This is a genomic window from Maridesulfovibrio ferrireducens, assembly GCF_016342405.1.
GTDB classification, from domain to species: domain Bacteria; phylum Desulfobacterota; class Desulfovibrionia; order Desulfovibrionales; family Desulfovibrionaceae; genus Maridesulfovibrio; species Maridesulfovibrio ferrireducens_A.
The window spans coordinates 104,895-119,968 of the sequence record NZ_JAEINN010000016.1; the positions used below are offsets into that span (position 1 = coordinate 104,895).

At 43.9% G+C, this 15,074-nt stretch carries 12 protein-coding genes; 9 read left to right on the top strand and 3 right to left on the bottom strand.

What is annotated here, in order from left to right:
* Positions 1–143 precede the first annotated feature (143 nt).
* The 7 genes from JEY82_RS16190 (at position 144) to tkt (ending at position 7,453) form a co-directional block, all read left to right on the top strand.
* The gene (locus tag JEY82_RS16190; protein ID WP_304087519.1) at positions 144–1,118 is read left to right on the top strand and encodes an RNA polymerase sigma factor RpoD/SigA; all 975 of its coding nucleotides are present in this window, start codon (positions 144–146) and stop codon (positions 1,116–1,118) included.
* Complete coding sequence (locus JEY82_RS16195; RefSeq protein ID WP_304087521.1) at positions 1,111–1,899, top strand: hypothetical protein; 789 nt, start codon at positions 1,111–1,113, stop codon at positions 1,897–1,899. Before JEY82_RS16190 ends, JEY82_RS16195 begins: the two co-directional genes overlap by 8 nt.
* The gene (locus JEY82_RS16200; protein ID WP_304087523.1) at positions 1,896–3,650 is read left to right on the top strand and encodes a tetratricopeptide repeat protein; all 1,755 of its coding nucleotides are present in this window, start codon (positions 1,896–1,898) and stop codon (positions 3,648–3,650) included. Before JEY82_RS16195 ends, JEY82_RS16200 begins: the two co-directional genes overlap by 4 nt.
* Positions 3,647–4,459: a hypothetical protein gene (locus JEY82_RS16205; RefSeq protein ID WP_304087524.1), complete on the top strand. Its 813-nt coding sequence runs from the start codon at positions 3,647–3,649 to the stop codon at positions 4,457–4,459. Before JEY82_RS16200 ends, JEY82_RS16205 begins: the two co-directional genes overlap by 4 nt.
* Before the next feature lie 21 nt (positions 4,460–4,480).
* Complete coding sequence (locus JEY82_RS16210) at positions 4,481–4,804, top strand: hypothetical protein (RefSeq protein WP_304087526.1); 324 nt, start codon at positions 4,481–4,483, stop codon at positions 4,802–4,804.
* Positions 4,805–4,948: 144 nt separating this feature from the next.
* On the top strand, positions 4,949–5,380 hold the full coding sequence (rpiB, locus tag JEY82_RS16215) for a ribose 5-phosphate isomerase B (RefSeq protein WP_092158227.1): 432 nt from the start codon (positions 4,949–4,951) through the stop codon (positions 5,378–5,380).
* A 90-nt stretch (positions 5,381–5,470) separates the two neighbouring features.
* Complete coding sequence (gene tkt / locus JEY82_RS16220; protein WP_304087529.1) at positions 5,471–7,453, top strand: transketolase; 1,983 nt, start codon at positions 5,471–5,473, stop codon at positions 7,451–7,453.
* 88 nt (positions 7,454–7,541) lie between these two features.
* Here the strand turns inward: tkt and JEY82_RS16225 are convergent, their stop codons facing one another.
* From JEY82_RS16225 to JEY82_RS16235, 3 genes are all read right to left on the bottom strand, one after another.
* Entirely contained in the window at positions 7,542–8,021 is a 480-nt protein-coding gene (locus JEY82_RS16225; RefSeq protein WP_304087531.1) for a hypothetical protein, read from the bottom strand.
* A 105-nt stretch (positions 8,022–8,126) separates the two neighbouring features.
* Positions 8,127–8,297, bottom strand: a complete 171-nt coding sequence (locus JEY82_RS16230; protein WP_304087533.1) for a hypothetical protein — start codon at positions 8,295–8,297, stop codon at positions 8,127–8,129.
* 29 nt (positions 8,298–8,326) lie between these two features.
* The gene (locus JEY82_RS16235) at positions 8,327–12,004 is read right to left on the bottom strand and encodes a DUF748 domain-containing protein (protein WP_304087535.1); all 3,678 of its coding nucleotides are present in this window, start codon (positions 12,002–12,004) and stop codon (positions 8,327–8,329) included.
* 167 nt (positions 12,005–12,171) lie between these two features.
* Between JEY82_RS16235 and JEY82_RS16240 the strand changes: the two genes are divergently transcribed.
* On the top strand, positions 12,172–12,780 hold the full coding sequence (locus JEY82_RS16240; protein WP_304087537.1) for a DUF4390 domain-containing protein: 609 nt from the start codon (positions 12,172–12,174) through the stop codon (positions 12,778–12,780).
* 19 nt (positions 12,781–12,799) lie between these two features.
* Positions 12,800–14,992, top strand: a complete 2,193-nt coding sequence (locus JEY82_RS16245) for a PAS domain-containing sensor histidine kinase (RefSeq protein ID WP_304087539.1) — start codon at positions 12,800–12,802, stop codon at positions 14,990–14,992.
* The last annotated feature ends 82 nt before the right edge of the window (positions 14,993–15,074 follow it).

The following is a 15,074-nucleotide window of genomic DNA, read 5'->3' on the forward strand; positions in this document are numbered from 1 at the left end:
TGATCACAATTGTTTCGAATAGCTTCTACTTAAAAACATTGAAAAGGACAAATAAAAACTATATCCTTATAAGTTCTAAATATGATCATCAATGTAAACTAAAGTTCAAATAATGTCAGCCGCACAGGAAAATTACCCGGTCAATGAAATCAAAAAAAGAAAATGAACCAATAGTTCCGGAACTTATAGAAGACGAGGACGATATCATAGATGTCAAACCCGATTTTCTACCGACTCCGAGAGCAAAAGGCGAAGTAGCCACTAAAGATCCGCTGCATCTCTATCTTAATGAGATAAGCCGCTTTCCTCTGCTTGAGCCTGAAGAAGAATTCAGACTGGCAAAAAGAGTGCAGGAAAATGGAGATCAGGAAGCTGCATTTCGCCTTGTATCTTCACATCTTAGACTGGTGGTTAAAATCGCCATGGACTTCCAGCGGCGCTGGATGCAGAATGTGCTGGATCTTATTCAGGAAGGAAATGTCGGCCTTATGAAGGCGGTAAATAAATTTGACCCTGATAAAGGTATCAAGTTTTCTTACTATGCAGCCTTCTGGGTAAAAGCTTACATCCTTAAATATATCATGGATAACTGGCGCATGGTTAAAATCGGAACCACCCAGACCCAGCGCAAACTTTTTTACAACCTGAACAAAGAACGCCAAAGACTTCAAACACTTGGCTTCGACCCGACAACATCAGTGCTCTCCGAAAATCTCAATGTGACCGAAGAAGAGATTACGGAAATGGATAAAAGGCTGGCGAAGAATGACCTTTCCCTGAATCTCAAGTTCGGAGAGGATTCAGAAGCCACCCGTATGGATTTTTTACCTGATTTAGGTCCGGGCATAGAAGAAACTCTTGCTAATAAGGAGATTTCCACCTTACTTCTTGAACAGCTTAGAACAGTAGCTCCGAAATTAAATGAAAAAGAACAAGTTATTTTAGACGACAGGTTGCTCTCTGACTCTCCGCGCACACTTAGAGAAATAGGTGAAGAATTCGGAGTGACTAGAGAAAGAGTCCGCCAGATTGAAGCTCGGTTATTAAACAAACTGAGAGACCATCTAGCCGAAACAGTAAAAGATTTTTCTGAAGATTGGATACCTGATAATGAATAAACTCCTTACTGAACTGAAAAAAGAAGCCAGAAATTTAGCTGCAGCTCTACCTACACCGCAATTTTACCGCGATGCTGAGACTCAGCTTGAATTTTCACACGGCATGTTTTTTGATCATCCGCTTGTAATCAGATTACAGGAAGATGTTCTTCCATTTCTTTATGATGAATATGCTCACGGCATTTACCACTCTAAAAAAGTGGCCATAGAAGCCGGAGCAATAGTCCTTAAAGACGGAGATCATCTATCGCCTGACACTGTGAGAGAACTTGTTCTGCTTGCCCAGTTCTGCGGACTTCTTCATGACAGCTGCAGACTGGATGAAGACCACGCTTTACACGGGGCGGAAACCTCACGGGTCATCCTGAATCAATATCCGCTTTCAGAACGCAGCAAAGATCTTATTGCCAAATCTATTGCCCGGCACGAAGCTTTCAAACCTGCAAGCCCCATCATCGACGACCCGGAACTGGAACTATTAAGCGGCGCACTCTACGACGCTGACAAATTCCGATGGGGACCAGATAATTTTTCAACAACTCTTTGGGAAATTTGTGACTACGAAGACTGGTCTCTACAGGAAATTATTGAAAAATTCCCCAAAGGTCTGGATATGATAAAATCCATTGAATCCACCTTCAGGACCAATACCGGCAAAAAGTACGGTCCGGAAATGATAGATCAAGGCATGACTATCGGGTCCAAGATTTACAAGCGTCTGATTGAATTATCAGAATCACCCAAATACTCTACCTATAAAAAACAAAACCCTATTGTATGATTTATCCAGCATCTACACATTGCAAAGCAATATCTTCTGCCGCAATTCTAGCTATATTCTTTGTTATTGCTTTGAGCGGTTGTGCTGCAAAAACCGGAATTAACTCCTCGGCTGCAAATCCGCAATTAACCCCCGAGACTCAGCTGACTTTTGACTACCTTGTTTATCAGGATTACCTGTCACGCCTTAGTCAAATCATGCGCAGCGGGGACAGGTCTCAGGAAGCATCGCTTGAGTCCGCACGTCTGCAGCAGGAAGCTATCGTTGTTGTTGACCGCATCCTGAAAGTTGACCCCAGAGCTCAGCTTTATGCTGAAAAAGCATCTCTTTTCTGGGCAGCCCAGCAAATTGACGAAGCGCGGGAAGCTCTCAAGGAAGGCCTCAAAAAATTCCCTGAAGATCGAAAACTGATCATGAGCCTTTCCAGCACCTATCTTGTTGAAAACAGAACTACGGACGCTGAGAGTGTTCTTCAAGAATATATACACAAGCATCCCAATGATCTTGTTGTCATAACTCAGCTTGCCCGTATTCTGCTTGAACAGAAAAAATTTGCACAGGCTCTTGATACGCTGAAAGTTATTCCGGCAGAAAAACGGACAACCGAAATTCTGTATTATTACGCAAAAGCAAGTGCAGGCCTCGGACTGACCAAGCAAGCCATCAGAGCTCTGCAAAAAGCTGTTAAAGTAAAGCCTGACTACCTTGAAGCATGGGGCGAACTGGCTTATCTATATGAGCTTGGAAAAGACTATGACGCAGCTGAAAAAATTTACACAAAGATGCTGGAATTCCCTGAAGCATCCAACCATATCCGCCTGCGCCTTATAGAGTTGAGCCTTAAGCTGAACAACCCCGACCGAGGGCTGTCACTGGTACTGGAAGGCCCGCGCAACACTGCTTTCCTACTCGATTCGGCACAGATTTTCTTGAACAGCAAATTCTACGGACAGGCCTCGACGATCCTTGATATTTTTGTACTGGAAAAAGAAATCCCTGACGCTTATTACTTTTTCAAAGCTTCAATTGCCTACGAAGGAGAAGAAGATCCCGCTAAGGCTCTTAACTTCCTGAACAAAGTAAAGCCAAGCAGCGACCATTATGACCGCAGTCTGCAATTCAAGGCGCACCTGCTTATCGACCTGAAAAAGGATAAGGAAGCTTTGACCGTTCTTAGAAAAGGACAGGAACAATTTCCCGATAATCCGAACTTCTTTTTGATAGAAGCATCTCTTCATATAGAACTCAAGCAGCCTGAAAAAGCTGAAGAAACTCTTTTAAGAGGATACAAGAATATACCTGATTCTCCTCAGATTCTTTTTCAGCTGGGCATAATAGAAGAGCGAAAAGGAAACATAGACAATACCTTGAAATACATGGAAAAAATAATATCCATACATCCGGATCACGCAGACGCACTCAATTATGTCGGATACATTCTTGCCGACAGAAATGAACAGCTTGACCGCGCAATGGTTTTGATATCCAGAGCAAACAAGCTTGAGCCGGACAACGGCTTCATAATAGATTCCTTGGCATGGGTTCATTACCGCCTCGGAAATTTTGATGAAGCTTGGAAAAACATCGGGCGTGCTCTTTCTCTTCAGCCAAGGCAGCCGGAGTTATGGGAACATTACGGAGATATAGCTCTTGCCATGGGAAACAAAAAAGAAGCTGCAAAAGCCTACAAAAGAGCCCTTAAATTCGACCCTGAAAATAAAGAACTGCGCAGGAAACTGGATTCCTTATGATTTCCAAATTATGGAGGACTGCAATCCTTATTCTGGCCGTAGCAACTATGGCCGCCGGATGTAGTTCCAGAAATTTACAATTTCATGACCCGGATAAAGTTTACTCAAAATTCAGAAATGAATTCGGCACCTGTAATGCCACAGGAGTGAACTTCACAGCCAGCCTCTATTATACAGCGCAGAAACAAGGACACCGGACAATAATGAACTTATGGGGAGATCTCGGATCTCCTTTACGCCTTGATGTAAGAGCCGGAATAGGAACGTATCTCGCTCACATTCTTGAAGATAAAAATGGACTGACGGCTTTTTACCCGGATCAAAACACAGCATATTCACATTCCTCACCCGAAAGAGCTGTCAGAATGTTGGGGCTGCCATTTCCTTTCTCCCTGAAAGATCTTGCAGGACTTATCGCCGGCTGTTATCCCGATTTTATTCCAAGCTCATTCGATACAGTTACACTTGATAAGAATCGCAAAGGGTTGCTTTATCTTTATGATAAAGGGCCAGTCAGTTCAATAACGCTTACGGAACAAGGAATTCCAACGGAAATTACCGGGCGCGGAGAGCTGCCTTGGATAATGAAAATGGAATCCTATGAACTGAATGATTCCGGTAAAAATCTGCCGGATAAAATTACCGTTTATACAGAGAACGGAAATAAAGCCGTGCTGCGGATAAAGTCCCGATCTTTTACAAACCGTAAATGGACCGAAAAATCTCTTGAAATGGCTATTCCTGATGGAACAGAGACCATAAAACTTGATCAAAACTCGAATAATAATATTTCTTCAAAAAATAATTAGCATTGTTATGGAGTCTATAAAATGAGTGACCAAAACTGCTCTTGTACTGACAAAGCTACAGGACTTATTGATAATTTTAAGAAGGGTCTAATCGTCTGGACTCAAGAATTAAAGGCAATTTTCAGCAGATTGCTCGGAAATTTCGAAGTCAGCCAGCTTGAAAAACGTCTCGAAAGAGAATACGCCCTTCTCGGAAAGCTTAATTGCGAAGATGCAGAAGGCGATATTGAACTTTGCAGAAAGCAAATTGATTTTTTCAAAGAAGAAATCAACAGACTCAAGAAAGAGCAGGCTGCAAAGCGTGATGTTAAACATCGCGACAACGAACGTAAGATGGAATCGTAGTTCAAAAAAAATCGATTCCGGACACTTTAGAATCTCAAGATCGACAGGTAGTTAACGGCTTACTGGCGCTTGAGATTTTTATGGCGTTTGGACAAATGCTATTTTTAAGCAGACTATAAATCTACAGAATCAGGAGAGATGAAGATGGCCGCTAAAGTAGTTATCGGATCAGACCACGGAGGCTTTGCTCTCAAGGAATTCGCCAAGAAAGTGCTCACTGAAATGGGGTACGAGGTTGAAGATGCCGGTCCTGAATCCGCCGTCAGCTGCGACTATCCCGTCTATGCTGCAAAAGTCGCTGCAAAAGTTTCCGACGATGTGCTCGGAATTCTCGTCTGCGGCACAGGTCTGGGCATGTCTATGGCTGCAAACAAACATAAAGGTGTCCGCGCCGCTATGTGTACAAACGAATATATGGCTAAAATGGCCCGCGCACACAACAATGCCAACATTTTGTGTCTCGGTGAAAGAGTTATAGGACAAGGCCTTGCTGAAGAAATTATCCGTGCATATATGACCACCGAATTTGAAGGTGAACGTCACATGCGCAGAATCAATCTTTTCGATCAGCTATAAGATATATACCTCTCGCTTCCCCGCCAAAGGAGATAATCCCCTTTGGAAAACTTACCAAAAATTACCATTACTTTATGAGGAACACTCACAATGGGTAACAACAGTCAGATGGACCAGAAAGCAGTTAACGTTATTAAAGGCCTGATCATGGATTCTATCCGCAAGGCTAACTCGGGTCATCCCGGCGGCTCCATGTCTTCTACGGACTTTGCATACGTCCTCTATAAAGATTTTTTACGCTACGACGTAACCAACCCAAGCTGGGAAAACAGAGACCGCTTCGTACTCGCAGCAGGTCACGAATCCCCACTTCTTTACGGATTACTGCACTTAGCCGGTCTGATTAAAGTTGAAGACCTTAAGCAGTTCCGTCAGCTTGGTTCCATCACTCCCGGTCATCCTGAACATGATGTCACCCCCGGTGTTGAAGCAACAAGCGGACCTCTCGGACAGGGATTCTGTGTCGGTGTAGGTATGGCGACTGCTGAAGCGTTCCTTAACGCTAAAACAAACGACGACGTAGTTGATCATTACACATACGTTCTTTCATCTGACGGTGATTTTCAGGAACCTGTATCCACGGGCGCAGCTGCTCTTGCAGGACTCTGGAAACTCGGCAAACTCATAGTTTTTTACGACAGCAATGACATTCAGCTGGCAGGACCAACCAGCCGTTGTGACTGCACAGACTTCAAAAAAGTTTATGAAGGCATGTGCTGGCAAGTTCTGGAAGTAGACGGCCATAACCACGATGAAATCCGCGCCGCGGTTAAAGCCGGTCAGGCTGAAACCGGCAAACCTACCCTCATCATCGGTAAGACCAAAATGGCAGCCGGAGCCGCAACTTGCGAAGGCGACCACTGCACACACGGCAGCCCACTTTCCAATGAAGAAATTGCCGCTACTAAAAAATGTTTCGGTCTCCCTGAAAACGAACTTTTCTACGTTCCTGAAGATGTTGTTGCACATTTCCGCACACGCTTCCCAGAACTTAAAAAAATGGCCGCAGACTGGCAGACCAAGCTTGAATCCATCCTAGCCGGAAACAAAGAAATCGCTGATTTCTGGGCAGAAGCTTTCAAGCCTCGCAACGAAATTAAACTGAATCTTCCAGAGTTCGAATCAGGTCAGTCCATGGCGACAAGAAAAGCATGGGGCGCATGCCTTGATGCTATCACCGATGAACTTCCTACTTTGATAGGTGGTTCCGCTGACCTTGACCCATCCAACCAGACTGCGAATTTCCGCAAAAAAATGGGTGATTTCGCACTGGACGGTTACGGCGCAAGAAACTTAGCTTTCGGTGTTCGTGAGTTCCCGATGTCCGTTATCCTTAACGGCATGGCTCTTCACGGCGGCGTAATTCCTTTCGGCGCAACCTTCCTTACCTTCTCTGATTACTGTAGAAACGGTATGAGAATGTCCGCACTACAGAAACTGCCGGTTCTCTACATTTACACACACGATTCATTCTATGTAGGTGAAGACGGCCCGACTCATCAGCCTATCGAGCATGTAGCCTCCCTGAGACTCATCCCGAACATGTTGATCCTCAGACCTGCCGATGCAAGAGAAACTGCCGCATGTCTGCAGATTGCTATAAGCCAGACCGATCGTCCTTCCAGCCTCATGCTGACCCGTCAGGGACTGCCTGTAATGGATAAAGTAGAATTCCCGCAGGTTGAAGAAGGCGTTAAACGCGGCGGTTACATCGTAAAAGATTGCGAAGGAACCCCAGACATGATCGCTATCGCAGCAGGATCAGAAGTATCCCTTGCAATCGATGCGGCTGATCTAATCAAAGATAAGAAAATTCGAGTAGTTAGTATGCCGTCAATGGAACTGTTCGAAGAACAGGATCAGGCTTACAAAGACTCCGTTCTCGATCCGAAAGTAAGAGTACGTGTTGCTGCAGAAGCTGGCCGTCCTGAAATCTGGTACAGATACGTGGGCCTCGACGGAGCAGTGCTCGGAATCGACCACTTCGGCGCATCCGCACCTGCATCCCAGCTCGCTGAGAAATACGGCTTCACCGCCGGAAACCTCGCTGAGATTATGAAAAATCAGTTCTAATACTGATTTTTAGATAGAATTAAGAATTAGATTAAGAATTAAGAAAGCCGCTGGAACGAGAGTTTCAGTGGCTTTTTTTGTTTGAAATCTAAATAGATATAATGATACCTACTACCAAGGTTAAAGCTCCTCCGAATCGAGTCAAAATAGATGACCAAAAAGATATCTTCCAACACCCACCAAGACGAACTTCTAGCAAGCAGTCATACTCCATAGCTTTAGCATAAACTTTTTTAGAATCCTTATTATCCAAAGCTTGACCCATTTCCTTAAGAACAAGTTGCCTCTTCGAAGTTTTACCAAAACCTGTCAGTATAGAATATATTTCCATAAAAATATAAATAGTTCCAGATATTAACATTAATGCAGATGAAATTTTCAAACTCCAGCTTGGTATTTTATTCCATAACTGAGACCAGATCGTTATAAAACCAACATACCCAACAAAAATCAAAGTACTCGTATACCTTTCAGCATTACTTTTAACCAACTCAGTATTGATAATACTAACAGATCGGTAAGCCTGCATGCTGTCTATATAATTTGAAACATTATTCACATTTGTCATATTTTAATTAATCCCAACAGCGTGCAAAGGTTATAAGAAATAATAAAAAAAGCCGCCAGAACTAAAGTTCCAGCGGCCTTTCAATTTCATAATAACTAACCATACTTACTCTTTAATCTTATCACCCATCTCTTTCAAAGAATCCCCGGCATTATCTAAGGCTTGATCCATTTTCTTACCCGCTTTTTCAGCAGGGCCTTCTTTTTCGCAGCCATAAGCGACTGACAAAAACGCGACCAGACACAAAACAAACACTAATTTTTTCATAATTTTCATGAGACACCACTCCTAATCGGTTTAAGGTTTTAATTCTGCAACCCGAGTTCTACCCTCGGGCCGGCCCCCTTGCCGGTTGCTGAGCTCTTAAGGAAAACCCGTTCGGATTCTACACCTTTTTCAGAAATTAAGATAACACGGACCTTTTCAGCTCTTTCCCTTGCGAGATCTGCCAAATCCGTATCCGTCACTTTTATATTATCCCGAATGGCCTGTTCCATTTCCGGAACTGGACGACTTTCGATTATTCCCAAGAAATTCTTAGGCTTTTCAAAAGGAGCGTTCTCGTACGCATCTTCGAGATAATCAGGATATTCCTCTTCACTTATAACCACATCATCAATCGATGCCGGAGCTTTGCTGTCCGCTTCAAGTTCCAGAAACTTAGGCTTTGCGATCATTCTTTTGAACATTGCTACTTTGAGCGCAGGGATATCTTGCGGAGAAGTAAACCCGCTAATCTCAAGCTTAAGACCCGGGCGGGATTTCATCGCCTTGGCAACTGATTCAATTTTAGAGTTTGATGCTTCCTTCGGTACAGCTATGCCCGGTTCAAAAACCAGAACATCCATATCTTCACCGCCGCCGAACATTGCTCCGATCAACGCAAACGGCGAAGTCACGGCTTTAATCAGAACATTAAGAATAGCACGCCCGATAACTCTGCCCAGCCGGAACTGAGGATCATCCACGTTGCCTTCTACAGGAATATCAAGGCGAATGTTCCCGCTGCTGTCTCTGAGCAGTGCCAGCCCCAGCCCGATAGGAATATTCGGAGCATCAGGACTCTTTACCTTTTCGCCCACCTCAAACTGATAAATATCAAGCACATTGTTGGTGGATAGAAGTGTTCCCCTAAGACTGACTCCCACATCCGCACTAAGCATTCCGGTACTGACGGGATAGGCTATGTATTTTCTGGTATAAGGTGAAAGCTGAGTCATATCCAGATTGATGAGGGTAACTTTCAAATCAGTATCAGCGCCGTCTTCCGTAGGCTGGAGATAACCCTCCGCTACAAGAGGAGCCTGCTGATCAAATGTTGCATTAAACGACAACTCCGTCCGCTTGCCGTTAGGAAGTTCAAGCCCGCGCACGGCAGATCTCATTTTAGTGATATCAAGCTCGAAAGCAGGCTCAACAGTATGATCTTTGAATATAGCTGTTCCGTTAGCCATAGCTATTTTATTCAGAAAAATAAAATTATCAGCACTAGCTCCATTCCTTGTTCCCTGCGCTGTTGAGTTGGCAACTAAAGCGGTTGGTTCAGCCGCTCCGGATGACATAACAACAACTTTTTCAGCAGCCTTTTCAGCCTGCTCCTCCAACACTTTCTCATCAACGGGAACCACAAGCTGACCTGTGAGAATTCTGGAAATATTAATTGTGCCGTCAGCCTCTTTCTCAACATTAACCTCAGGCGAAAGCACGTCTATAAGCCTCACTTCCACCTTAAGAGGATCTGAAACGAAATCTATGTCCCTTACAGCAAGTTCATATAAATGAAAGAACTGACGATCTCCTTTATTATCACGCAGCAGCAGATCTTTCACCTGCGCCTTTCCCTTATACGTTGCCACGGGCTTATCTTCAGCGGAAAAAGCCCACCACCCGGACACATCAATATGCCCGCGCGCTATATTCATCTGCATTTCAGGCGGCAGATAGCCGTTAAAATCGCGCAGCCTGAGCTTGCGGACAAACAGATCGCCTGAAACTTTCACAGGCGACAGCACGCCCTGTCCGCTAACTTTTAACTTTCCTCTTTTATTAATAACCCCCTCTAAAAAAAGGTTCAGAGGTTTATTATCAGGAAAATTAAGACCCTTAATACCGCCCTTCAATTCACTGATACTGATTGAAGTTTTTTTCGTTGCAGCCTTATCAATCAGTTCAAAAGATGATCCCGTCAAATTTACTCTATTTACAGCAACCTTCCAGCCTCCCGCATCGGATTTATCTGAATCTTCATCCGCGACGGGCTTAATCTCCTTTTCAGCATCAACTTCCTGCTGATGTTTTTCGATAAGCTTTAGAAGGTCAATCCCCTGCTTGTCGCGCATCAATTTTATCAGAGCCTTATGCAAATCAACTGAACCTATGAACACCGACTTTTCACCGACATCAATGGTACCGTTGGATACGGCAAAACCGCCCAGCCCAATCAGAGGATCTCCCCCCCCCTTCGGACTAAGCTCAAGATCTTTCACATCCACCTTTATGCCTTCCAGACGAACAAGTCCGTTGTTGTCAGGAATAATGCTGAAATTTGCCCCCAGCCCGACTTTACCGGACGTTACAGACAGTGGAACAGAGGGGTCCAAATATTTATGATAGTCGGGCACATTGAGATTCTTGACTGAGGCAAAACCTTTAACTGCGAGAGGAATAATCCCCAGTGAACCGTCAACGCTTACAACTTCGCCGCCCTCAGTGCCAACCTTAAAGCTGTATGTTCCAGCCTTATCTTTCCCCGTGCTGAGATTACTTGCCGTAACCGAAACAGGGCCTATCAACTTGTTAAATCCGTTACCGAAAGCTTTATCCGTAAAATCTACAGACCCTCCGATGACGCTCAAACTTGCAATTTCAGCCAATAAATCAGGTCCTTTTTCGTCCTCTTTTTGAGGAACAGCCGCAAACGTCGCATTCTGACTGACTTTTGCAGGCTGAGGAAGGTAATCCAGTATATCAGGAGAACCGTCAGGCTTAAGTCCTATCTTCAAAAAAGGATCTGTTAATGTGACAGAGTTTATTTTTAAAATTCTTCTCAGAATACTCAGTTCCGCGAGATCAATATCAAGCTGCTTAAACTTTAAAAGCGAAAGATCCTCTTTGTTAGCTAAGTCAAAATCGCTGACAGCGAACTGTCCTCCTAACATAAACCTCGGCAGCAAATTGACACTGCGCTCAAAGGTCAAATTTAAATCGGCACTGAGAGTTCCGCTTTTAAGGACAGTTGTTTTATAAATTGGAAGGTAAATCCAATATTCACCGAGTGCGGCCTTATCGAGTGTAAAATTGAACTCAGTCCTGCGAGTATTATTAAAGGGTAAGGTATTACCCTTCAACGCAAAAGGAGTCCCGTTAATAACCATTTCAAGTGAAGGCTGGACAAATTCATCACTGTCCCTAGAAAGTGATGAGGTGAAGGGAACAATAAGATTCAAACCAGTGATTCGATGATTAAAATTTCTAAAATCATCATGCACTGTGCATGTCCCGTTGCTGACTACAAAATCACGGACAATAAACGGGAAAAGACTTGCCTCTTCCTGTTTCGCCGCCCCTTCCTCCGCTTCCGGGATAAGATCCGAAATACTGCTGCCGTCCGGAAAAATGGTAATATCCACTTGCGGATCACATATTTTGACTTCGTCAAAAACAGCAGAAAGCCTGAAAATTGAGAATGAATCAAAATTAACATCAAAAGATTTGAAAGAAAAAAGATTCCCTTCGCCGCTCTTTTTGCCGAGATTAAACCCTTCAAGATACAAATGCAGAGTAAAAGGATTGAAATCAACATCCTGAATCTCTACAGGTCTGTTTAACAACTCAGGCAACTTATTTCTGACCACACTCTTTAATATAACCGGAACAAGTAAAAAACCGATTAAAGTGTATGCAATCAACGCTGAAGAAAGAATCGTGGTCCAGCGGATTCTGCGATCAATATTCTTCCATCTAGTATATATCTTTTTTAGCATAAGACTCTCCGTCACTATCTGATTAACCGTTATCCCTATCTTTTACATTATAATTTCACGAAAAGACAGTTCAACTCTAAATTTAATGCATAAGTAATCATAGTGTTGAACAATTGAAGGGCGACTGGTAGTCTACTTAAAAGAAAGACCTTTTTAAAGGACACCAAATGACGACTGAAAAAATGACCACGCACAAAATATCTTCAACATACACTTTACCAATTAATCTTTTGGTCATTATCTGTGCCCTGTTCGCAATGCTGTTCTTTTCTTCTCCTGCAAATGCGGCTTCGCTGGATTTAAAAAATCTGATTCTGGACAATCAGGCCGGAGCTATCATGGCCCGATTCGGACTGGATCTCAAAGGTGACACAAAAACAGAAGAAGCTCTTGAAAACGGGGGCAGGCTGAAGCTGGAATGTGAAGCAACTCTGTTTGTTCATAAAAGTCTGTGGCCGAACTCGAAGATTGCAAGTAAAATATATTCCGATAAACTTTTCTACGACTCCCTCTCCAAGAACTTTGTCCTTGAACAGTCTGGAAAGACGACCCCCTTAAGAAACAAGAAACTCACTCTGCTGCTTCAGAAGGGATGGGATTCCATCGTGATGGACTTAGGGCCGTGGAGCACCCTCAAACGGGGTGAACGCTACAGACTCAAACTTGATGTACACCTTGATCAGACAGACGTTCCCGAGTGGTTGAAAAAAACTCTTTTCTTCTGGTCATGGGATATTGTTCCTTCCGCAACATATCAGCTCGACTTTACATATTAGATAAGAACTTAAATTTATTATGACTGATAAATCCATCAAAGTAAGTGTGCCGGACACAAAACAGCGCAAGAAAAGACAACGGGAATACTTTTTAGCCTTCCTCTGCCTTCTCATTTTCGTGGCTTTAAGCTTTATTCAGCTCAAATATATCGGAGTTAACTCTTATCTCTTTGTCGGACTTTTCAACCTGAACTTCATTTTGCTGCTGGTTGTACTTTTTATTGTTGTACGCAACGGAGTAAAACTGCTTTTAGAGCGTCGCAGAAAAGTTCTGGGTTCAAAACTTCGAACAAGAATGGTCCTCTCGTTTATGTCACTTTCACTTGTGCCGACTCTGCTTATGTTTTTTATGGCAATGCAGTTTGTGCAGGTCTCAGTGGACTACTGGTTTAAGAATCAGGTTGAAGACTCAATGGTTCAATCACTTGAACTTGGACGAGCCTTTTACGCCTCGGCTCAGGAAGGACTTGAACGCAGAGGAAACAACATTCTGGGAGCCATCAAAGAAAGCCGTTACGCATGGGGCGGCAAAACCATGAACCTTTTTCTCGCCACCAAACTCGGCGAGTATGATCTCGGTCTTCTGGGTGTAATACAGCCTGACGGTGAAAAAATAAATTGGCACTCTGAAGGTTCGTGGGAAAAGGCATGGTCTGAAATCAATGCCAAAGTTGACTGGGACAACATGAGAGAACACCCTCATTTCTGGTCAACCATACACCCAATGCCCGGTAATGACATGGTTATCGGTGTGTTACCTGTTGATGAAGCACGGACCGGATTCCTTATCCTCGGTGAAAATATCGGACAGGGGCTGCTTTTTAAACTGGACAAAGTGGTCAGAGGACTTGACGAATATAAACAGCTCAAGACTCTGAAATATCCTCTTAAAATGAGCTTGTATCTCACTCTCGGTGTAACCACACTGCTCATTATTCTCGGCTCTATCTGGTTCGGATTCAGACTTTCAAAAGAATTATCCGCCCCGATTCAAGCTCTCGCGGCAGGTTCACAGCGAATTGCACGCGGAGATCTTTCCGTCCGCCTTGAGGACAACTCAGATGACGAGCTGGGTTTTATGGTTCAGTCCTTCAACCGAATGGCTGAAGACCTTGAAGACAGTCAGAAAAGCCTTAAAACCGCAAACGAACGGCTGGCTCAACAGAATCAGGAACTCGAACGCAGAGGCCGTTACATGGAAGCGGTTCTCAACAACATCACAGCGGGAGTTATCTCTCTTGATGAGCAGGGAAAAATCAGCACGGTAAACAACGCCATTGAAGAAATGCTCGGTATTACCGCCAGATTTGTTCATGGAAAAGATCCATTGGCCCTTCTGCCAGAAGGAGATTTAGCGTCTCTCATTTCAGATGCAAGGTCTCACATGGCCTCAAGTCCTTATTCACAATGGCAGAGACAGCTTTCCCTTACTGTTGACGGGCGGCACCGCAAATTTCTAGTCAATGTTGTTGCACTCAAATCCACAAGCGGCAGTAACGGCATTGTTGCCGTGTTTGAAGATATTACCGAGCTTGAGAAAATGCAGAGAATTGCCGCTTGGCGCGAAGTAGCCAGACGCATCGCTCATGAAATTAAAAACCCGCTGACCCCTATCAAATTGTCAGCGCAAAGATTGCAAAGAAAATTCGGGCCGCAGATAAAAGACGAAGTTTACCGCGAAAGTACAGACCTCATTATTTCGCAGGTTGAACATCTGCAACAGATGGTTCAGGAGTTTTCCGCCTATGCGAAGCTGCCGGAAGTTAAATTAACGCCCGGCAGTATCACTCCTTTGCTTGAAGAAGTTGTCAGCATGTACCGCAACAGTCACACGGACATATCGTGGAATCTGGAATTATTATCAGAAATACCAGATCTGGAACTGGATCGTGAAGCCTTGCGCAGAACACTTATCAATTTACTGACGAATGCAACCGAGGCTCTGGGAGACAGCGAAAATCCTGCTGTTAAAATCAGCGCTATGCACGATTCCACACTTGGATGGCTGAGAATTGAGGTTCAGGATAACGGACCGGGTCTATCTTCGGACGAACGCTCCAGAATGTTTGAACCATACTTTTCAAGCAAAAAAAGCGGCACAGGCTTAGGACTGACCATTGTAAAATCTATTATCACCGATCATCGCGGATTTATAAGAGTAAAACCGGCTGAACCGCATGGAACAGTATTTGTTATCGAACTTCCTACCTAATAAAATAGGTTCCTCGACGTTCCGTGTGGAATTCAGTCATTCCATAATAAGTCCCGGATCGGTGCCCCAATGAGGTAGATCA